Source organism: Rhizobium sp. 05L419, assembly GCF_056397845.1.
Window position 1 is genome coordinate 1 of sequence record NZ_JBFTOF010000089.1, and the last position, 509, is coordinate 509.

Annotated in this window: 1 protein-coding gene; it reads right to left on the bottom strand. The window is 39.9% G+C overall.

The features are described 5' to 3' along the window. Nucleotides 1-222: 222 nt before the first annotated feature. A partial coding sequence (locus AC1DMK_RS31120; RefSeq protein WP_477864052.1) for a tyrosine-type recombinase/integrase occupies nucleotides 223-509 on the bottom strand: 287 nt, incomplete at its 5' end.

Sequence of the window (509 nt, forward strand, 5' to 3'; positions counted from 1 at the left end):
CCCGACCACTGATGGAAAAATATGGGCTGGAATAAGAAGGTTAATTTCATTTTTTAAAAAATAGACATATTGAATTAATATATAGCGGTGCTGATATTGAATCGCAATGGATAATCTAAGCTCTTCCTTGTCGTTGATATTTTTGAGTAAAGCCCCTTGGGTTTTGTTTATTAACAAAAAAGAATAACATGCTGAGACTCAGCCCATTCATGGGCTGAGCTTTTATGCTGCGGTATTTGTACCTTCCAGCCTATCAATATAATCCGCGTACCACTGCATCATTTCTCGTCTTCCATCCAGATACTTTGCATGGTTATATGTGCCGCGAATGCTGTTTTTATCCACGTAAGCGAGCTGCATCTCGATCCAGGCTATATTAAAGCCCTGTTCATGCAGAATGGTACTCAAGGTATGGCGAAAACCATGCCCAGTCGCTCTCTTATCATAGCCAATCCTTTTAATAACCATATTGACGCTAGCTTCACTCATCGCTTTGTTAACATCGTTTC